Here is an 18,181-nt window from a genome sequence, read left to right as displayed (position 1 = left end):
ATGACGGAGCTGGTTGAGAACGCCGAGGTGGTCGCGGAGAGACTGTCCGCTGAGGAATCCCCCCTTGAGCAAATGCCTCTTGAACAGGTGCGGGCTGCGGTGCATTCGATTGCTGACCGTGCTCGCGCGGCTTCCCGTATTCTGTCTCGAGCGAACCGGGGCTGGAAAGACCGGGCGCTGCTGGCAGTCGGCGCTGCTTTGCTGGAGCATCGCGATTCCATTCTGGCCGCGAATCTGAAAGACCTGGAAAAGGCCGCAGCGGAGGGCACGACCGCCGCTCTGATCGATCGGATGCGGCTCGATCCTGAGCGGGTCAATAAACTGGTTGCCGCTTTGGAGAACCTGGTGTCGCTTCCCGATCCGGTGGGTACTGTGGTGCGAGGCCAAACCCTTCCCAACGGCCTGCGGCTACGGCAGGTTCAGGTTCCAATGGGCGTGGTGGCGGCAATCTATGAAGCGCGCCCCAATGTGACGATCGATATCGCTGGTCTGGCGCTGAAAAGCGGCAACGCGGTGATCCTGCGCGGTGGCAGCGCTGTGGCGCAGACCAATATCGCGCTGCTCTCGGTGATCCGCGATGCCCTGGACTCGGTGGGATTGCCAGCGGACGCCGTGCAGAGCGTCGACGCCTATGGGCGGGCTGGAGCTGCCGTGCTGATGAAAGCCCGCGGGCGAGTCGATGTACTCATTCCGCGTGGAGGGCATGAGCTCATCCAGGCCGTGGTGAACGAATCCTCTGTCCCGGTGATCGAGACCGGCGAGGGCAATGTGCACATCTACCTTGACCACTCGGCCTCGCTGCATTCCTCGATCGACATCGTGCTGAATTCTAAAACTCAGCGTCCGAGTGTTTGCAATACCGTGGAAACCCTGCTGGTACATACCGAATTCAAGGGGCTCGGAGAGCTGCTCAGGGCGCTCAGCGATGCAGGTGTGCGGTTGCACGGCGATTCTCGGGTGCTCTCCCAGCTGCCCGCCGGGGTGCAGGCAGTGCCAGCCACTGACGAGGACTGGGCACGAGAATACATGGATCTCGATCTCGCGGTGGCCGTGGTGGATTCGATGGACGAGGCGATCGAACACATCCGGCGCTGGAGCACGGGGCATACCGAGGCCATTCTGTCCAATGATCTGGCCAATACTGAGCGCTTCGTCGCGGAAGTCGATTCCGCGGCGGTGATCGTGAATGCTTCGACTCGTTTCACCGACGGTGGGGAGTTCGGACTGGGTGCTGAGGTGGGGATTTCCACCCAGAAACTGCACGCCCGGGGGCCGATGGGGCTCAGCGAACTGACCACTACTAAGTGGATCGTGCATGGCGAAGGCCAGGTCCGCGGCTGATCCGCGTAACATAGAGACGAAACAATAACTTCAATCTCGTTCACTGACGGATTCTTTAGGGAGAGACAATATGCTGAGCCAGCTCGCCGGGGCCGCTACCGCCGCTACTGAACACGAAGCTCCGGCCGAACTGTTCATGCCGTTCTGGATGTTCGGTGTCTCGATCTTCGCCATTTTGCTCATCCTGATGCTGATCACTGCTTCCTTCACCAACCTCGGCAACCGTCACGAAGCCGTGGAGGAACCGGTTGACCCCAATAAGCAGCACACCAATAAACACGATCACGGCCAGGCGAAGGCAGCCTCCCATCACTGAACAGGCTCTCGTGGGTGAGCCCTTGCGAGCACCCGGCGACCGGCGGTTCCGGCTCGGTGTGATGGGCGGTACTTTCGATCCGATTCATCACGGTCACTTGGTGGCCGCCAGTGAGGTCGCCGCGCGATTCGAGCTCGACGAAGTGGTTTTCGTGCCGACCGGGCAGCCTTGGCAGAAGACCCGGGATCCGGCGAGGCAGGTCAGCCCGGCTGAACACCGCTACCTGATGACGGTGATCGCGACAGCGGCCAATCCGCGTTTCACCGTGAGCCGGGTGGACATCGAACGACCTGGATTGACCTACACCATCGACACCTTGCGGGACTTGCGCAGGCTTCGCCCCGACGCAGATTTGTTCTTCATCACCGGCGCGGACGCTATGGCTCAGATCATGTCATGGAAAGATAGTGATGAACTCTGGTCACTCGCGCACTTCGTGGGAGTGACCAGGCCGGGGCATGTGCTTGATGATGCCGGGCGCAAGGACGTCAGTTTGCTCGAGGTTCCCGCTATGGCGATTTCCTCGACGGACTGCCGGAACCGGGTCGCCTCACGTCATCCGGTATGGTATTTGGTGCCGGACGGGGTAGTTCAGTACATCGCGAAATATGGCCTGTACCAAGATCGATAATGGTTAATCAGAACAGACAGTGAAAGACGCAGAATGAGTCAGGACGCCGAGCAGCCCCGCAGCCGTAAAGAGCTGCGGCGTCATCAGGGTTCAGCAGCTTCGGGTGCAGAAGCGGAGAAAGACTATCCTTCAGTGCCGCTGCTCTCTGTGCCCTCGACCGAAGATCCGGTTGCCGGCAAGCCCGTTAAACCTGTGCTGCGAGAACGTGGCGTGCACTCCGCACCAGCCCAGCTGACCAGGCAAGCCCTCAAGGCCGAGGAACGGGCCAGGCTCTCTGCTCTCGCCGAGCAACGACTCGCAGCTGAGGCCGAAGCGGCCCGGCAGACAGCGATACCTGATGGACCTGCTCAGCCGGATAGCGAAACCAGCAGCGCTGCGGCTGAAGAGCTGCCGAGCAGACAAGCACCAGTACCTGCTCAGCAAGAATCCGTGCGCAGTCGCCGGGCACTGATCACCGAACCAGACGGTCCTGTGGAACCACGGGCGGAACGCAGATCCCAGATCAGAGCTCGTGACCGGGCGGCTTTGCGTGCTTACCGGGAGGTCGCTGAGCCGCCGAAACCGGAAGAACCTCTGCCCTCTCGTCGCCTCTTGCGGCAGCAGATGCTCGAGGCGGAAAAAGCTCCCATCACCAATGCCAATCAGGTGGTACCGGCCAGAGCAGACCAGGCTGAAGCCGCTGATCCGGCGAAGCTCAGTGTTGCCGAGGCCCTGCAAGCCCGGGACGCGCAGTCCTTGCGCGCGAAGGAGGCGCGGATCGATGAAGCAGAAACTCCTGAGTCGGTCGCGCGGAATGAGCTGCTCGCCGAAGCCCTGGAGCACACCGGTTCGATACCGCCGGTCGAGGATCCGCTGAAGGTCGACGTCGAACTACTGGCTCAGCAGAAGGCGCTGGCTGAACGCGCCGCTATTCTCAATGAACGCGCGCAGGCCCGGGCGAAACTCGCTGAGGAGAGTCTGGGGGCCAGACAACAGCTCAATGATCCGACGACGGCGCATAACCTGGCCATGGTGACACCCCTGCAGTTCGTCAAGGTGCCGGGGATCGAGCGGCCCGTGCTGCGCCCACCGACCACCTCGCACGTGCCGGTGGTAACCCGTTCGACCCCTGCGGTGCTGCCGCCCCCGGTACGTCCGCCCTCGGTTCCGCCGCGCGGCACGGCGGCGGCGCCGTTCACCGGAGCCACGGGCCTTCCCGGAACCACAGCGGTATTGGGATCTCCTGGGCAGGTGCTCCGCCGGGCGGAGGAAGTCGCTCAGCTGCGGCCTCGTGCCGCTAAGCCGGGAGAAGAGGCTGAGGTGATGCCGATGCCGGCCAATAGTGCTCACGGACTGGAGCCACTGGACGCTGTGACTGCGGGGCTCGGTAGAATTCGTAGGACCAGACTGTGGCAATGGGGGATCGGCGTCGTAGGCGGGGCCGCCCTGATTGCAGGATTGATCATGATCATTACAACCACGGCTCGTTGAGCCAAGTAGGAGCACATTGACTGCCACCGAGAGTTCTCTCACCCTAGCCCGGATCGCTGCCCAAGCGGCTTCGGAGAAATTAGCCGAAGACATTATCGCGCTCGATGTCAGCGAGCAGCTGGCCATCACCGATATTTTCTTGATCGCTTCGGCCTCCAGCGAACGTCAGGTCAATGCGATCGTCGACGGCATCGAAGAAGAGCTGTTGAAGCACGACCTGCGTCCGGTGCGCCGGGAAGGGCGTTCGGAAGGCCGCTGGGTGCTGCTGGACTACGTTGAAGTGGTCATTCACGTGCAACACGAAGAGGACAGGGTGTTCTACGCTCTGGAACGCCTCTGGAAAGACTGCCCGGTGGTGGATCTGCGCCTCGATTCATGAGGCGTGTGCTGTTCTGGCGACACGGCCAGACTTCCTGGAACAAAGCAGGTCGTTTTCAGGGTCAGACCGATATCGAGCTGGATGCAGTAGGGCATGAGCAGGCTCGGCGTGCCGGCGAATTGTTGGCATCTTTGCGCCCTCAGGCCATTCTCAGTTCCGATCTGCTGCGTGCCCGGCAGACCGCGAGCTATCTTGCCGAGGCCACCGGCCTGACCCCTGGCACGGATGCCCGGCTGCGAGAGACTTTCGCCGGTGACTGGGAAGGGCTGACTTTCGCGCAGATCGATGAGCGCTTCCCCCGGGACTCCGAGGCTTGGAAAGCCGGTGCGGTCAATACTAGGCCGGGTGGGGGAGAGAGCCGCGAAGAGGTCGGAGCGCGGGTTTCGGACGCCGTCACCGAGGCCGTGCAGCCGCTGGGCTCGGATGCTCTCCTGGTGGTGGTCACGCACGGTGGTGCGGTGCGTTCCGGACTGGCCGCTCTATTGAATCTGCCCGAGAAGTACTGGGGTGTGCTTTCCGGCACGGCGAATTGCCATTGGTCGGTCATCGAAGAGCATCGTGGTGCATTCTGGGGTGGATCAGATGGAACCGGCGGGCAGCTGAGCTGGCGATTGACCGAGCACAACGCGGGATCGTTGCCTGAACCAGTGCTCGCCCCGGAGGGCTGAACGGGCTAGCGGGCGTGTCAATTTGGCAAGCTTCTCAAGCTGTTCTAAGATAGACAAGTTGCTTCGGCAATGGAACGGGGCTGTGGCGCAGCTGGTAGCGCACCTGCATGGCATGCAGGGGGTCAGGGGTTCGAGTCCCCTCAGCTCCACCGACAAAATACCCCGAAACTCCCGTAAATACGCGGGATTTCCGGGGTATTTTCATGCCTGGGGTCTGAGACGGCGATCACTTTGATAGGGCCTGATATGACATCAATTCCTCCCCCAAACCTCCCCCGATTCCGGAGCATCCTATGAAAAGAAACTCCCCATCGTCGCGATCAGCATCCGTGCACTCTCAGTATCTTCCGGCTGTGAGCCACCGGTCAGTATTGCTGCTGACCAGCCGTTCCTGCAAAAGCTGAAGCCAGGTCGCACCGGCCGGTATCGGCACGCTGTCCCGGCAGTTCTTACTCAGCCGACGGCCGGAGCAGCATCGGCTTTCGTCACCGCGGTCTGGGGGTCGCGACGCGGAGCCAGGGCAACCGCGACCAGGGCTAGGCCGACGGCCTGGGCGACGCAGAGCCACTGCGGGGACACCGTGTCGCCCAGAACGCCGAAGAGCACGAACGCTACCGGGAACGTGGCGCTCATCGCCGCGGTCAGGATCGCAAAGAACCGGCCCTTACTGCCGTCCGACACCACCCGCTGGAACAGCGCCACGAACTTCACGTTGGACACCCCGAGACACAACCCGGCGAGCAGCAGAACCACCGCGTACACCAGGGCTGACGGGACCACACCCGGTATTCCGAGGAACAGGGCGAACCCAGCGATGCAGACAGCACCGAATTGGGTGGTCCGGCCGGGCACCCGAATCCGGGCGGCCAGGAACGCGCCGAGCAGCAGGCCCAGCCAGAGGGCCGCTTCGAGTGCGGCCAGGGTGGCTGGCCCCTCGTGCAGCACCGCACTGGTGTAGAGCGGCAAGATCAGCAGGGTCGGTGCGGAGAAGAAATTGGCTGCAGCGAAGCAGGCCAGCAGCGGGCCGACGCCCGGTAAGGAGCGCAGGAACTCGCGGGTGCTCTGCCGGGCCGCGGGCGCCTCGCCCGGGGCGGGGCGCTCGGCAGCGACGGAGCGGAACCGCGCTGCGACCAGGAATCCTGCGGCGACCGCGTAGCTCGCTGCGTTCAGGATGATGACCCCGGTAAAGCCCAGTGTGCCCATCAGGGCTGCACCGAGTGCCGCACCGGCGACGTTGGCCACCGGCTGGGTAGCGGTCTCGAAGCCGATCGCCCGTTCGATATCCGCCTCGGCGACCAGTTCCGGGGTGGCCTTGGTCAGGCAGGGATCGACGAACGACTGGCAAGTCGCGACGATCAGGCCGACGACGTAGACCGCCCACACCGGCACGGCGTCGTGTGCGGCGAACGGGATCAGCACCGCGACCGCCACCCCAGCGGTGACTTCGGCACGCAGCAGCACAGTGCGGCTCGGCACAGAATCCAGGATGCGACCGATCACCTTCATCAGCAGCAGGCCCGGCAATGCGCCGACCACCAGGAAAGCCCCGCCCGCTAGACCACGGATGTCATCGGGCAGCTGGCTGAGCAGCCACCACAGCAGCGCGATCTGATAGACGCGGGTGCCCGCTTGGCTGAGCACCTGGCCGAGCCAGACCAGCGTGAAGTTCCGGTTCCGGCCGATCAGGGGCAGGTTCATACCGTGGTCTCCGGCGCGGCGCGCTCGTCAAGCAGCCGGATCAGCTTGCCGGTTCGCGGGTTGACCAGCAGAGCGTCTGCCTCGATCCACTCAACCGTCAGCGGATGGATCAGGCTGCGTGCGACGTGATCGGCGAACATCGGGCGGGTGCTGTCCAGCCGGGCGGCCAATGCGGTGGCGAACCCGTCCGGATCGGCTGCCTGGCCGACGAGCCGGAGGATGAGCCGGTCGCGCTCGTCATGGTGGCGCAGCACGACCTGCATGCCGCTGACCACACCGTCGGTATCGGTCGCCGAGACCATGCCGCGCAGGTCGTCCAGGTACACCGTGACCGGCCCGACGCGAGCGCCCTCGTCGGCCCTGCCCAGCAGTCGCAGCCGTCGGGAGGGGAAGTCCACCCACTCGGCGAGGTCGCCGACGGGGTAGCGGATCACCGGCATCAGCCGGCGCACCAGGTCGGTGGCCACCACCCGGCCGGGCCGCCCGACGTCCTCGATCGGCTCGCCGGTCTCCGGGTCGAGGATCTCTACCAGCTTGTCGGGGGTGAACACCTGGTGCACCCGCGGATCCTCGTCGTCGAGCACCGGACCGGCCAGGATGCCCGCGTCGACGCTGGCGTAGCCGATCGAGCGCACCTCGATGCCGGGGAACGCCCTGCGCAGCAACGCTTGCTGGTCGGGGTAGCAGGCTTCCCCGCTGAACAGCGCGAGGCGCACGGTGGGCAGCGTGCCGATGGTGTCGATGACATGCCGGGCGAGTGTGCACAGCGAGGTCGGCGGCGCGGAGAGCACGGTGACACCGAAGTCCAGAACGGCCTGCGTGATGTACTCCGGCGAGGCACCACCCGCAATCGGTAGCTGCACGGCCGGGACGGTCGACTCCTGCAGGGTGTTGAGGGTGAACACGAAGCTGGAGTACAGCTCGCCGGCGTAGAACAGGTTGGCCACCCGGTCTCCCGGCCGCAGTCCGGCTTGTGCTAGACCGGCGCCGAAGGTGCGGCTCATCGTCAGCCACTCTTCGTTGGTGTAGAAGGAGACTCGGGGCGCGCCGGTGCTGCCGCCGGTTTTGAAGATCAGCCCATCCCGGTGCTCAGCGGTGATCAGCTGATTGTCGTCGAGGGTGTTGGCTGCCCAGAACGCGGTGTGGTCGACGATCGGCAGCTCCTCGAGACCAGCGTCCTGGGGGAGCCCGGCGTAGAACTCACGGTAGAACGGTGAATTGGCCCGGGCGAAGCTGATGAGTTCTGACAGATCAGGCAGTCCAGGCAGTTCCGACAGTTCAGACATTGCGCACCCGCCGATCCACGACCGAGCGGAGCTTGCCGCTAGCCGCCGTCCGTTCGAAGCGCTCCGGAGGCACCGTTTCTACGGCGAAGCTGAGCACGCGTTCCCGCTCGACGGCGTCGGCCAGATCCCCGTACCCGGCGAGGAAGGCTCGCTCGGCGTCGTCGGGCACCAGGCCCTGCTGGAGACGCAGCAGCAGCGACTCGCCTCGATCGGAAGAGTCCAGTACGACCTGGACGTCGCCGGCGTAGTCGAAGGCGTCCTGAGCCGTGGTGACGAAGCGCTGGTAATTCATGAAATAGCTCCCGATCCGGAAGATGTCGCCAAAACGCCCCAACAGTTCGAAGCGCGGCGTACGGCGGCCGCAGCCGCAGCCGCCCTCGATCCAGCGGCCGAGATCGCCGATCTCGTAGCGGTCCAAGCGCTGTCCGCGGCGGGTGTAGGAACTGAAGACCAGTCGTCCCGTCTCACCCGGTGCGGCTGGGCGGTCGGCGTCCATCGCCAGGATCTCCAAGGTCTGGACGTCGGTGAACAGGTGGTGCACGCGCGGTCCGGAGTGCGGGCATTGGTAACCCAGCGGGCCAGCATCGACGCTGCCGTAGGCTCCGGAGCGGATCAGCTCGACGCCGAACTCCTCACGCAACCAGCGTTCCTGACCAGCAGCCAGGTGCTCGCCACCGTAGAAGATCTTCCGCACCCCGCGATAGCGGCGCAGTACTTCGGCGCCCTCGGTGAACACCCGCAGTAGGTAACTGGGCATGCCAAGCAAAGTGTTCACACCGTTGGCGACGATCGACTCGGCGACGGCGGCGTGGTCGTCCTGCGCGGCCATCGGGAACTGCACGGCTTCGAGTGTTTCCAGCACGGAGAAGAAGCTAGAAAAGCCGCCGTAGAGTCGGCCGCCGAAGAACAGGTTCATTGATCGGTCGGTGCGCGGGTCGAACCCCGCGGCGAGCAGGCCTTCGGCTCCCGAGCGCATGTGCTCGTGGTAGTCGGCCCAGCTGAACATCGACAGCTTGGGGGCACCGGTACTACCGCCGCTGCGGAAGAACACCTCGGCTACGTTCGGGCCGTCCTGGAACGAGTCGAAGTCGTCCTTGGACGTCACGGCGCCCGGCGGTGGCGGCAGAACAGCGACCGCTGCCAGGTCGTCCAGGCTGGCGTCGGCGGCGAAACGCTCGTCGAGCTGAGCGTCGATCCGGCGGCTGTAGCGCTGCAGGGCATAGACGCCGTCGTGCGGCTCGCCGTCGTAACCGCCGAGCATCTCACCCGGCAGGGTGATGCGCTGCACGCCCGCGGCGAAGAACGCCCGGCTGAGCACTGCGGTATCCGGGCGGCTGGCAGCCAGACCGGTGGTCTGCAAGTAGCGGCGCATCGGCCGTAGCGTTGCGACGATCTTCTCGCGCGGCAGCGGCTTCACCCAGATCGTGCGATACAGGGGAGAAGCCTGCAACGCCGAGCGGGTGTCGGCGAGCACGCGCCAGGAGCCGTCCGGTGCGATGAGCACCTTGGTCAGCCCGAGGTGCTGCTCCTGTTGAGCAACCAGTACGGTGTTGCTGATCTCCGCCCACTCCTGCAGGCCGGGCTCCCGGATCTCTGTCTTGGGGACGACCCCGGCGAGCACAGCGGCGAACCGTTCGGCGAAGCTGAACAGCTCCGCGGTGTCCTCGGTATCGAGGTAGATGACCTGCGGGCTTGAGCAGGCCTGCTGGTCGAGGCGGCAGACGTCTTGCGCGAGGTTGACCAGGGTGTCTTCATCTGACCAGGTGTCAGCGGTGAGGTAGCCGAAGGACAGCTTCGGTCCCCAGTCGACCAGACGTGCTCCGGGCCGCAGCAGGTTGGTGATCCCGGTCAGCGCCTCTTCTCCGCCCCACACCGCGATCGCGTCGGCTGGCTCGCACATCTTGGCCAGCCACTCGGTGCGGCTTGAGGAGAAGTTCAGCACGATGAGCCGGGCGGCGATCGCACCGGTCGGGTCTTGCGCGGCCAGTGCAGCGAGCAGATCTTGGGTGACCTGGCCGTCCCCGCCGCTGGCCTTGATGATATTGACGTTGCCGGTGAGCAGGCCCTCGACTACGCTGAGCGCGCCAGCCGCGGGTGCGTTCCCGGGGGCGACGTGCGCGAGCAGCCCCACCGGCGCCCACGCCTCGAACACCGTGGCACGGAAGTCGAACCGGGCCAGCCGCTGCGGGGTGACGCCGCCGAGCTCACGGACCAGTTTGCGCTCCAAGGACTTCCGCTGCAGTGCAGCGGCGATGTCGCTCAAGGTCTGAGACACCTCGTGGTCGGAGATGCCGAGCTCAGCCAACCGGCTGGCGAGCCCGGTGCGGACGGCGTGGTCCTGATCGGTGAGTACGCCGCTCAGCCGGTCGCAGGCTGCGATCACCACGAGCGGATTCAATGGCTCGACGAGCACCCGGGGAACCCAGTCCTCCAGTGCGTCCAGTCGCAGGGCGGCCTCGGTATCGGTGATCAGCTCACCTTGCCAGTAGTGCTGTGTCACGATTTTCCTTTGAGTAGTTCGGAGGCGGCGACGGCGCAGCTGCGGTTTCTGCTGACTCCGGCCCGGCCATGGACGGCGAACCACGGCGTGGCCAGCCCGCAGCCGCACTCCTCGGCCGCGTGCAGGGACGCGAGGTCACCCATCAGTACGCTCTGCGCGGGCGCGGAGGTGATGTAAGGGGAGACGAACTGCAGGTAGCCCCGCTCGCCGAGCGGCAGTGGCGCCAGCGTGCGGACATCACGGATGAGCACGCGGGACCAGGTGGGCACGTGCAGCTTGTGCCGCGAGCACTCCATGTACAGCACGGAGTGCTCCACCGCGCCGAAGCCGTCGCGGATGCGCTCGTCGGGGATGCCGAGCTGGTCGTGGATGCGGCCGTAGAGGTCCGGTTTGGTCAATTGCTTATCGGCGTTACCCTTCCAGCCGCCGCCGAAGACGATCAGCGAGTCGGGGTGCAGCTGGATCGGTGGTAGCCCGAGGGCGCGCATCCGGTCCAGGGTGAAAGACAGGAACGCGGGGAAGCCGAAGATGCGCACGGGTGCGCCCTCCTCGGCGAAGCGCAGCAACGAGCGGATGCAGCCGAAGACGTCGAACTCGTGGCCGCCACCGGTGTTGGGCAGACCGTACTCCACCGAGCGCACTGGGGCGAAGTCGCACAGGTAGTCGTCGGTGAAGGAGGTCCCGAGGTTCAGACCCGGTCGCGGCTGATAGCCGTAAAGCAGATAGTTCACCGGCTGGGAGCTGTCTATCCAGCCGTAGTGGTCGAAGATCCTGGCTACCATCCGCTGCCCGTTGCGCAGCGTCCAGTCGTCGAAGAACATCTGCGACTTCTGCCCGGTGGTACCCGATGACGTAGCGTGCAGTGCGATCTGCTCCTTCGGCACCGAGACAACCTCGTGCATCTTGAAGAAATTGGCGTGCACGAAGGGCTGCCGCTCGAGGTCGGTGATCGACTCCCAGATGACTGCGCCGCCCGGCGCGTCGTGCCAGAGCCGGTCGAAGAAGCTCGAGCGCGCGGCGTGCCAGGCATTCGACTCGTTCATGGCCTGCACGAACAACTCGTCGGTCTCGGCGTCGTGTCGGTAAGCATCGGTGAGGTCGCCGAGCCGCTGGAGGTGCTTGAGCACCTCGGGATCGGGCACGCTCACCGGGGCGAGGTACTGGTTCACTGGAACACTCCACGGGTGTTGAGATATTTGTTCGTCCACAAATCGATGTACTGCTCGGCGAACGGGCGGAAGGCGGCGTCCATGGCTAGCCCCTGGAAGTCCAGCGGTTGCATGGTGCGCGCCATCACCACGTAGTCGCGATAGTCGTCGCCGTCACGGCGCATAGCCGGATAGGCGGCGGCGGGGAAGAAACCGTGCTCGAGCAGCACGCCCAGCTCCTCGAAGGCGTCCATTGGCACCAGGGTCTCCAGATAGGATGCACCGAACCCGGCGAGATGGGCGATGAGTTGGTCTAGGTGCTCGCTGACGGCCATCGCGTTAGGCGATGAACCGATCAGCGTGCAGTAGCCATCGGAGCGACTGAGGTGCGCGTAAACCTCGAACTCACCGTTCTCCGGTGCGATCATGATGTCGGGGGTGTGGAACGGGTAGAACCGTCGTGCGGGATCGGTCACCATCTCGTTGAAGCGGCGGAGCACGAACTGCGGTGCGTCGATCAGTTCGAGTGCTGCCGGTGAGAGCGACGCGGACTTCAAACGTGGTTCGTTCGGTACCCGCTCGGAGAAGGTCGGCGTGCCCAGGGCGGTGTCGACGGCCTTGGCAATCCGGTCCAAGCCGACCGGGATCCTCGGTACCGGACGCCGCTGCTCGATCACGCCGTCGCGATAGCGCACTAACAGCACCATCGTCTCGTGCCGGTTGGCTTTGCGCAGGTTCGGGAAAATACCCAGCGCGCGGAAGCCGTTGCTCAGGCAGGTCCGCTGCGGGGCGACAGATGTCGTACGGGCGGTGCCGTAGACGGAGTCGACAGGTTGATCGGAGGCGAGCACTGCCTCGCTGAGGGTGCCGACGGCCTGGCTCGCGACGCCGCCGCCGCGGCTGTCCGGGTGTACCACGAGACCCTGCAACTTGCCGAGCCGGTCTGCCACGTCGACGGTGGCCAGGATCGAGGCGACGACCTTGCGGGTGCCGGGCATTCGGCCGACCAGCCAGGTCGAATCCGCTGCGGTGATCTGGGCAGCCATCACCTTCGGATCGGTGCCCAGGGGCAGTGCGTAAGACCGGCCGTACACGGTTCGGTAAAGCCTCAGCAGCTCCTCGACGTCGTCGACTTTGGCCTGTTCGAAGACGGCCTCCATGGAATACTCCTGGTTCTCTTGGTTCGCGGCGGCACTTTCACCGGCGTTGAGGGAAGATGGTTGCGCGAGTGGGCGCCCACTGCTGACCAGAACGCGCTGAGCACGACTCAGCAAAGCAAGGAAGAGGATTATCGATTCGGCGATCACTACCGGTTACGTTCGCGTTACTGTCCAGCACACGTCGGTGTGTTCCGCAATTAGCTCTTAGGCTAGCGCACGTTTGACTGGCTCCTGATCGCCAAGAGCGTTGACCAGCATATTCATTGCTGGGGGTGAGAGAACTCACAGCTTATGTCTCTCAGCTGACGGTTACGGGCGCTGGAAGAGGCGGAGTCGTCCGCGACTCTTTACTCGGCTGCCGCCTCAGTGAAGAAGTCCACGAATCCATTCGGCGACTGCTCCCCAAGGGTCAAGCCGAGCACCAATTGGGACAGCTCGGCGGCTGCTTCGCTCCGTGAGAACATCCCTTCTTCGTACAGCGCGAAGGCTTTCTCTGCGTCATCGGGGTGTTCGGCGATCAGCCTGCCGAGTTCGGCCCCGTCGAACATCGCCAGATTGGCGCCTTCGCCGGCCGGCGGCATCAGGTGCGCGGCGTCGCCAATCAATGACGCTCCGGCTACTCGTCGGTATCGGAACCCATCCGGCAGACCGTAGATCATCCGTTTCACGGGGCTGCCCTCGCCCTCGGTGATCAAAGCTGTGAGTTCAGGCGCCCAGCCTGCGAATTCAGCGGCGACTCGGGTGATCGAGTCGCTGCCTTCGCTAAAGTCGAGTGCGTCAAACCACTCGAGAGGCCGTCTGAGCTGGATATAGCTGTGAATGATGTCGTTGGCTTCGCGATGCCCGACGATTCCCTGCCCCGGCGCAAGCGCGAACATCACGCCAGAACCGACGGCTTCGGCGGTCGCGACGTGCCGTCTATCGACGTCGTGCAGATAGGTCTCGATGTAGCCGAGGCCCGCGTACTCTGGCTTTACATCTCTCAGCAGAGCCCGAACCTTCGACCAGGCGCCGTCGGCTCCGACCAGAAGCTCACTGGTCACGGTCGCTCCGCGAGCGAAGTTCAGTTCGTGCCGGCCATCGCCCAGCGGACGGAGCCCGGTGAGCTTCATGCCCCACTGAATGGTCCCTGTAGGCAGCGATTCGATGAGAATTCGGCGCAGATCGCCTCGCAGCACTTCGGGGCGGCCTCCGCTGCCTTCATCGGTTTCCTGATAGCGCAGCGCTCCGTGCTGATCGAGTATCCGGGTGGCCTCGCCTCCGGGGTGGATAATCGAGCGGAACTCCGCGGTGAGAGCCGCCGCCTCGAGCGCGAGCTGGCCGTTCTCCTCGTGAATGTCGAGCTGGCCGCCCTGAGTGCGCGCCTCCGCTGAGGGGTCCGACTCATAGACCGTTACCGGGATGCCTCGCACGTAGAGCACCCGGGCGAGAGTGAGGCCGCCCAGGCCCGCTCCGATGATCGTGACTGGTTTCATGATGGCTCCTCTCAGCGAAAGATTGGAACATTGTTCCACTAGCGATATTGGAACAATGTTCCAACTATGTCAAGATGGTGCTCATGGCAGCGAAAAGACCTGGATCGGAGCGGCGCAGTGACGCCCTTTCCAAAGAGCGGATCATTGAGGCTGCGATCCAGATCCTGGACGCCGAGGGGGAGGGGGCGTTGACCTTCAGGACGCTCGCCGCTCGACTCGCCACCGGAAGCGGGGCCATCTACTGGCATGTTGCCAATAAGGACGAATTGCTCGCTGCGGCGACCAATGAGGTGATCGGCCGGGTAGCCACCGAGCTGCTCGGAGACGTCGAACCGCGGGAGGCGATTCGGTCTTTTGCGCTCGGCGTGTTCGATGCTATCGATGCCCATCCGTGGGCGGGGACTCAGCTTTCTCTCAAGCCCTGGCAACCGGCGATGGTCAGTATCTTCGAAGGGCTTGGCGGGAGGCTCCAGGCGCTCGGGGTTCCCCCGCAGCTGCAATTCAATGCCGCCTCCGCGCTCCTGAGTTATCTCCAGGGCCTCGCCGGGCAGTATGCGGCGGCGGCTCGACTGATCGCACGAGATGCCGATCGCGCTGATTTCCTTGGCGACGTCGCCAGTCAGTGGGCGCAGCTGGATCCAGTGGAATATCCTTTTATCCGCCGAGTGGCAGCGCAGCTACCTGATCACGACGATCGTCAGCAGTTCCTGGCCGGTATCGACCTCATCCTGGCGGGGATAGATACAGTTCGTTAGTGAACGTGCTTGGCTCGATATTTTTCGGCTCCGAGCCATCGCGCTATCCGCTCGGCTAAAGTGGTCCAAACGACGGAATTCGACAGGGCCTCCTCGGTCAGAATCAGGCTCGGCACAGCTTGCAGGCACCCTGTATCGGGGCGATAGGAGGTGATCGGTCTGTCACGGTCTCAGCTTTCCGCCCGGGCGGTGAATGCGCTTCGTCACGCTGATCTGCGAATCAATACGGCCAGTCGCGGCGATACCGGTTTGCGGTATGAGGCGTGTCTGCTGGCGATGAGCTGCCTTTCCTTGGTCGATAGCTTTTACGTGGGCATCTACGAATCCGCGATGACGCTCCGAATCGATTACATTGCGGAGAGGGGAGTCCGGCTGGCTGGGCACTCGATTCCCTTCGGTGAGTACGGGCTATCCCAGCGGATGAAAACGTCGGCGCGGCCCTATCTCTGGAACGAGGACGAAGGCCAGTTGCTGCACCGGGGGCTCAAATTCGGTGATGAATCGAGAATCTCCCGGGATGCGCTGGTGCTTCCGCTGCTCGACCACGACGGCGTGTCCTACGGGTTCATGGCCTTTTTGAGTTACCGGGAAAACGCCTTCGATCAGCAGTGCCTGGCGGTCGGAGAGTGGCTCGCCACCGCCCTCGCGATCAGCCGGGAGAACCAATTCAACAGGGAGCGCCGTCTCGCCCTCGATGTGCTCTACCCGGAGTGCGAAGTCACGCTGGGGGCGGTGGCGGATAGCTATGTTCGCAGTATCGAGAATCTTCTGGTTCCTTTAGGCGAGAATTTAAAATTAGCGCACCAAGGAATTGAGATCCCGAGAAATTTAAAAAGCGCTTTGGAGATTCACCGGGAAATAGTGGAAATCACCAAGATATCCCGGGTAAATGCCACGAATGGTTCGATGGGGGAGTCCCTGAAGCTGACCGAGCGGGAACGCGAGATCGCGGCTCTGGTCAGTGAAGAACACCTATCCAATGCCGAGATCGCGGCCAGGCTTTTCATCTCTGAACGCACCGTTAAGGGCCATATGACCAAGATTATGGCGAAGCTCGGTGTTCACGGTCGCCATAATATCGTCCTGACAGCGGGTTGATACCTTTGCTGATACCCCTTTAGTACCGGAAATAGTACTTGACGATATTTTGCGGATTCGGCAAAGATTCACATATCCGTCGAAACCCGATGGTGGATAGAAAATATCGAGGAGTACTTTATGCGCAAATTGATGGCTACAGCTACGGTCATAGCGGCGCTTTCCATTCCGCTGATCACGGCGTCCACCGCAAATGCCGTATCGGGTGGCAACTACAGCACGCAAGGCCAGTGCAACCAAGCGGGTAAAAACATCGTCGACCACCCCAACTCTGTCTACAGTTCCTGGACCTGTACACGCACTTCCGGATCGGCACCCTGGCATTTGGATCTCAAAAAGTAACTAGCTGCGGGTTTGGTGGGCTGGTCAGGACAGCCCACCAAACCCGCTTTGTCGTTCCGGCCGCGGGCAAGCAGCTCTTCGTGAGCTTCTTGAATTCCGTGTTAGCGGCCTCGTTCTCAGCCCGCCGCGAGTGCGCGCTTCACCCCGGCGACCGCGTCGTCGAGAGCTTTCTTGCCCTGTGGCCCGATCGCGGGATCCTTGAAGAACTGAATGAAGCCGTGCTCCACGCCGGGGTAGACCGCGAACTCCACCGGCACTCCGGCGGCTTCCAGGGATTCCGCATAGGCCCGGGCATGATCTCGCAGGGGGTCCAGTTCGCCGATCAGTACGATGGACGGCGGCAGGTCCTTCAGCTCTCCGTTCAGCGGCGAGATCATCGGATCAGTGGCGTCCTGTCCCTGGGGAACATAGGCTCGCTCAAAATAGGGCATGATTCCGAGGGTGGGGAAATGATCCGCGCCGAGTTCTTTCCAGGACTGGCTGTCGGTGGCGAAGGTCAGCAATGGATAGAGCAGCAGCTGAGCGCGGACCTGCTTTCCCCCGGCGTCGCGAACTCTAGTGCTCGCCGCAATCGCGAGCGTGCCGCCAGCGCTGTCCCCGCCGATCACCAGACGATCGGGATCGCCGCCGAACTCCTCAGCATGGTCGGTGAGCCAGCTGAGTGCTGCGGAGACGTCATTCAGGCCTGCCGGGAAAGGGTGCTCGGGTGCCAAACGGTAGTCGATGGAGAACAGCAATGCGCCGATTCCATTGGCCAGCGCCCGGGCGAGCACATCATGGGTGTTCAAGCTGCCGGAGGCGAAACCGCCGCCATGGATATACAACATGACCGGGGCTTTCGCGTCCAGGTTTGCTGGCCGGTAGAGCCTGAGGGGGATGCTGCGCTCCGGGTTTTTGGCCGGGATTTCCAGGGAGAGCACCTCCGCCACCGGATCCGCTGCCCCGGCATTCGGGATCATTGACTCATAGAAGGCCCTCTGCTCGTCAACGAATTCTCGTATCGCCTGTTCCTCTGTCGTCTGTTCTTCCATCTTCTCGCCTTCGGTAAGTGACTCAAGCTGCGGTATCACCGCATCGGTAGCAACAAGCTCGGAGCGGCTTTATTCCGAGCCTCAAAAGCTTCGGCAGGGAGCGGGGCAAGGCAGGTTATGATAGTTGATGTCAATAAAAAGGTACTATCAAAGAGGAAGTATCCCATGACCGCCAACAGGATCCGGGTGAACCGCTTCGCGGCCGCCTTGCAGCGAGGGCTCAATAAACTGCTGGAACCGCTCTCAAAGAGCAGAGTCACACAGTTCGAAATCCTGCCGGCGGTCGAGGCAGATCTGGTGATGCTCGGTGACAGCATTACGGAGCAGGGGGTCTGGAATGAATGGTTCCCCGGAAAAATCGTTCTGAATCGCGGTATCAGCGGTAATACGACGACACAGGTCCTCGCCCGGATGCATGCGGCTGGGCTGACCCCCAAGACCCGTGCTGTGTTTCTGCTGATCGGTACGAATGATCTGACCCAGGGCTATCCGCAGGAGACGATCGTCGCCAATGTGACTGAGATCTTGCGCCAGATCAAACAGCTTGCTCCGGAAGCCAAGGTCGTTCTGCAAAGCGTGATGCCTCGCAAGGTCTCCTACGCGGAGGCGGTCATGCAATTGAATCTTGCCTACCGTGAGGTGGCCGAGACGCTCAAGCTTGAATATCTCGACCTCTGGCCCGCTCTGGCCGATGACGATCGAGGGATCATCCAGGAGCTTTCCTTCGACAAGCTCCACCTCAATGGCCGGGGTTATCGAGTCTGGTTCGAGGTTCTGCAACCCGTGGTCAAGGCTATCTGGGATGCCGATGGCGACAGGGCTCAGCCGGGGAGCTGAGACGTTCCAAAGCCTTCCCTTTTCAGCTGCTTCATCTGCAGGGTGC

Annotated in this window: 17 protein-coding genes and 1 tRNA gene; 11 read left to right on the top strand and 7 right to left on the bottom strand. The window is 63.2% G+C overall.

Annotation, left to right across the window (positions count from 1 at the left end; translation table 11 throughout):
- The 7 genes from ABDK06_RS01425 (at position 1) to ABDK06_RS01395 (ending at position 4,954) form a co-directional block, all read left to right on the top strand.
- On the top strand, positions 1 to 1,341 hold the full coding sequence (locus ABDK06_RS01425; protein ID WP_394938169.1) for a glutamate-5-semialdehyde dehydrogenase: 1,341 nt from the start codon (positions 1 to 3) through the stop codon (positions 1,339 to 1,341).
- Between the two features lie 70 nt (positions 1,342 to 1,411).
- Positions 1,412 to 1,657: a hypothetical protein gene (locus ABDK06_RS01420; protein WP_394938167.1), complete on the top strand. Its 246-nt coding sequence runs from the start codon at positions 1,412 to 1,414 to the stop codon at positions 1,655 to 1,657.
- Between the two features lie 10 nt (positions 1,658 to 1,667).
- Positions 1,668 to 2,288 carry a nicotinate-nucleotide adenylyltransferase gene (gene nadD / locus ABDK06_RS01415; RefSeq protein WP_394938165.1) on the top strand — a complete coding sequence of 207 codons (621 nt, stop codon included), beginning with the start codon at positions 1,668 to 1,670 and terminating at the stop codon, positions 2,286 to 2,288.
- A gap of 33 nt (positions 2,289 to 2,321) precedes the next feature.
- Complete coding sequence (locus tag ABDK06_RS01410; protein WP_394938163.1) at positions 2,322 to 3,758, top strand: hypothetical protein; 1,437 nt, start codon at positions 2,322 to 2,324, stop codon at positions 3,756 to 3,758.
- A 16-nt stretch (positions 3,759 to 3,774) separates the two neighbouring features.
- Positions 3,775 to 4,137, top strand: a complete 363-nt coding sequence (gene rsfS, locus ABDK06_RS01405) for a ribosome silencing factor (protein ID WP_394938161.1) — start codon at positions 3,775 to 3,777, stop codon at positions 4,135 to 4,137.
- Complete coding sequence (locus tag ABDK06_RS01400; protein ID WP_394938159.1) at positions 4,134 to 4,805, top strand: histidine phosphatase family protein; 672 nt, start codon at positions 4,134 to 4,136, stop codon at positions 4,803 to 4,805. Before rsfS ends, ABDK06_RS01400 begins: the two co-directional genes overlap by 4 nt.
- A 76-nt stretch (positions 4,806 to 4,881) precedes the next feature.
- A tRNA-Ala gene (locus ABDK06_RS01395) sits at positions 4,882 to 4,954 on the top strand.
- A 304-nt stretch (positions 4,955 to 5,258) separates the two neighbouring features.
- On the opposite strand, the gene ABDK06_RS01390 is transcribed toward ABDK06_RS01395, so the two are convergent.
- The 6 genes from ABDK06_RS01390 to ABDK06_RS01365 all read right to left on the bottom strand — a co-directional run bounded on the left by ABDK06_RS01390 (position 5,259) and on the right by ABDK06_RS01365 (position 14,072).
- Positions 5,259 to 6,503, bottom strand: a complete 1,245-nt coding sequence (locus ABDK06_RS01390; protein WP_394938157.1) for an MFS transporter — start codon at positions 6,501 to 6,503, stop codon at positions 5,259 to 5,261.
- A complete protein-coding gene (locus tag ABDK06_RS01385) occupies positions 6,500 to 7,789 on the bottom strand; it encodes a phenylacetate--CoA ligase family protein (RefSeq protein ID WP_394938155.1) in 1,290 nt (429 codons plus the stop codon). Before ABDK06_RS01385 ends, ABDK06_RS01390 begins: the two co-directional genes overlap by 4 nt.
- Positions 7,782 to 10,289 (bottom strand): acyl-CoA reductase, encoded by a 2,508-nt coding sequence (locus ABDK06_RS01380; RefSeq protein ID WP_394938153.1) that lies wholly within the window; start codon positions 10,287 to 10,289, stop codon positions 7,782 to 7,784. The genes ABDK06_RS01385 and ABDK06_RS01380 overlap by 8 nt, the downstream gene beginning before the upstream one ends.
- A complete protein-coding gene (locus tag ABDK06_RS01375) occupies positions 10,286 to 11,458 on the bottom strand; it encodes a LuxE/PaaK family acyltransferase (RefSeq protein ID WP_394938151.1) in 1,173 nt (390 codons plus the stop codon). Before ABDK06_RS01375 ends, ABDK06_RS01380 begins: the two co-directional genes overlap by 4 nt.
- Positions 11,455 to 12,597: a hypothetical protein gene (locus tag ABDK06_RS01370; protein WP_394938149.1), complete on the bottom strand. Its 1,143-nt coding sequence runs from the start codon at positions 12,595 to 12,597 to the stop codon at positions 11,455 to 11,457. The genes ABDK06_RS01375 and ABDK06_RS01370 overlap by 4 nt, the downstream gene beginning before the upstream one ends.
- 347 nt (positions 12,598 to 12,944) lie before the next feature.
- A complete protein-coding gene (locus ABDK06_RS01365) occupies positions 12,945 to 14,072 on the bottom strand; it encodes an FAD-dependent oxidoreductase (protein ID WP_394938147.1) in 1,128 nt (375 codons plus the stop codon).
- A gap of 83 nt (positions 14,073 to 14,155) precedes the next feature.
- Here ABDK06_RS01365 and ABDK06_RS01360 point away from each other — a divergent pair, with 83 nt between their 5' ends.
- The 3 genes from ABDK06_RS01360 (at position 14,156) to ABDK06_RS01350 (ending at position 16,267) form a co-directional block, all read left to right on the top strand.
- Positions 14,156 to 14,827 (top strand): TetR/AcrR family transcriptional regulator, encoded by a 672-nt coding sequence (locus ABDK06_RS01360; RefSeq protein WP_394938145.1) that lies wholly within the window; start codon positions 14,156 to 14,158, stop codon positions 14,825 to 14,827.
- A 150-nt stretch (positions 14,828 to 14,977) separates the two neighbouring features.
- The gene (locus ABDK06_RS01355) at positions 14,978 to 15,925 is read left to right on the top strand and encodes a helix-turn-helix transcriptional regulator (protein ID WP_394938143.1); all 948 of its coding nucleotides are present in this window, start codon (positions 14,978 to 14,980) and stop codon (positions 15,923 to 15,925) included.
- Between the two features lie 120 nt (positions 15,926 to 16,045).
- Positions 16,046 to 16,267, top strand: a complete 222-nt coding sequence (locus ABDK06_RS01350) for a hypothetical protein (protein WP_394938141.1) — start codon at positions 16,046 to 16,048, stop codon at positions 16,265 to 16,267.
- Between the two features lie 116 nt (positions 16,268 to 16,383).
- Here the strand turns inward: ABDK06_RS01350 and ABDK06_RS01345 are convergent, their stop codons facing one another.
- Entirely contained in the window at positions 16,384 to 17,298 is a 915-nt protein-coding gene (locus ABDK06_RS01345; RefSeq protein WP_394938139.1) for an alpha/beta hydrolase, read from the bottom strand.
- Between the two features lie 165 nt (positions 17,299 to 17,463).
- Here ABDK06_RS01345 and ABDK06_RS01340 point away from each other — a divergent pair, with 165 nt between their 5' ends.
- Positions 17,464 to 18,135 carry a GDSL-type esterase/lipase family protein gene (locus tag ABDK06_RS01340; RefSeq protein WP_394938137.1) on the top strand — a complete coding sequence of 224 codons (672 nt, stop codon included), beginning with the start codon at positions 17,464 to 17,466 and terminating at the stop codon, positions 18,133 to 18,135.
- The last annotated feature ends 46 nt before the right edge of the window (positions 18,136 to 18,181 follow it).

This window comes from Psychromicrobium ferritrahens (assembly GCF_043789415.1).
GTDB lineage: Bacteria > Actinomycetota > Actinomycetes > Actinomycetales > Micrococcaceae > Renibacterium.
This window is presented reverse-complemented; position numbering and strand designations above follow the sequence as displayed.

Coding starts and splice junctions, on each gene's coding strand:
- ABDK06_RS01425 (WP_394938169.1), top strand. CDS start 1: ATGACGGAGCTGGTTGAGAACGCCGAGGTGGTCGCGGAGAGACTGTCC.
- ABDK06_RS01420 (WP_394938167.1), top strand. CDS start 1,412: ATGCTGAGCCAGCTCGCCGGGGCCGCTACCGCCGCTACTGAACACGAA.
- ABDK06_RS01410 (WP_394938163.1), top strand. CDS start 2,322: ATGAGTCAGGACGCCGAGCAGCCCCGCAGCCGTAAAGAGCTGCGGCGT.
- ABDK06_RS01400 (WP_394938159.1), top strand. CDS start 4,134: ATGAGGCGTGTGCTGTTCTGGCGACACGGCCAGACTTCCTGGAACAAA.
- ABDK06_RS01390 (WP_394938157.1), bottom strand. CDS start 6,503: ATGAACCTGCCCCTGATCGGCCGGAACCGGAACTTCACGCTGGTCTGG.
- ABDK06_RS01385 (WP_394938155.1), bottom strand. CDS start 7,789: ATGTCTGAACTGTCGGAACTGCCTGGACTGCCTGATCTGTCAGAACTC.
- ABDK06_RS01370 (WP_394938149.1), bottom strand. CDS start 12,597: ATGGAGGCCGTCTTCGAACAGGCCAAAGTCGACGACGTCGAGGAGCTG.
- ABDK06_RS01365 (WP_394938147.1), bottom strand. CDS start 14,072: ATGAAACCAGTCACGATCATCGGAGCGGGCCTGGGCGGCCTCACTCTC.
- ABDK06_RS01360 (WP_394938145.1), top strand. CDS start 14,156: ATGGCAGCGAAAAGACCTGGATCGGAGCGGCGCAGTGACGCCCTTTCC.
- ABDK06_RS01350 (WP_394938141.1), top strand. CDS start 16,046: ATGCGCAAATTGATGGCTACAGCTACGGTCATAGCGGCGCTTTCCATT.
- ABDK06_RS01345 (WP_394938139.1), bottom strand. CDS start 17,298: ATGGAAGAACAGACGACAGAGGAACAGGCGATACGAGAATTCGTTGAC.
- ABDK06_RS01340 (WP_394938137.1), top strand. CDS start 17,464: ATGACCGCCAACAGGATCCGGGTGAACCGCTTCGCGGCCGCCTTGCAG.